This window comes from Bradyrhizobium algeriense (assembly GCF_003062295.1).
Taxonomy (GTDB): domain Bacteria; phylum Pseudomonadota; class Alphaproteobacteria; order Rhizobiales; family Xanthobacteraceae; genus Bradyrhizobium; species Bradyrhizobium algeriense.
The window spans coordinates 1-259 of record NZ_PYCN01000318.1 but is presented as its reverse complement, the minus strand read 5'-3'; the positions used below and the strand labels follow the sequence as shown (position 1 = coordinate 259).

Below are 259 nucleotides of genomic sequence, written 5' to 3'. Positions count from 1 at the left end.
CCAGGGAACGGTGTGCAAGATCCTCGGCCGGGAGGACATCAAGCCGCACAAGGTGCGTTACTATCTTGAAAATCGCGACGCCGAGTTCGAACAGAAGATGGCGGAGGTCCTGTGCGTCTATCGTGAAGTCCAGGTCCTGAAGAAAGCCTCTGCCAAGGGAAAGCGGCGGGGAAAGCCGGTGACGATCGTCTCCTGCGACGAGAAGCCGGGAATCCAGGCCATCGCAACGACGGCGCCGGATTTGCCGCCCAAGCCTGGC

1 pseudogene is annotated in these 259 nt (G+C 61.0%); it reads left to right on the top strand.

Annotated elements, in window-relative coordinates:
• A pseudogene (locus C7G61_RS43655) lies at positions 1-259 on the top strand (IS630 family transposase); the annotation flags it as partial.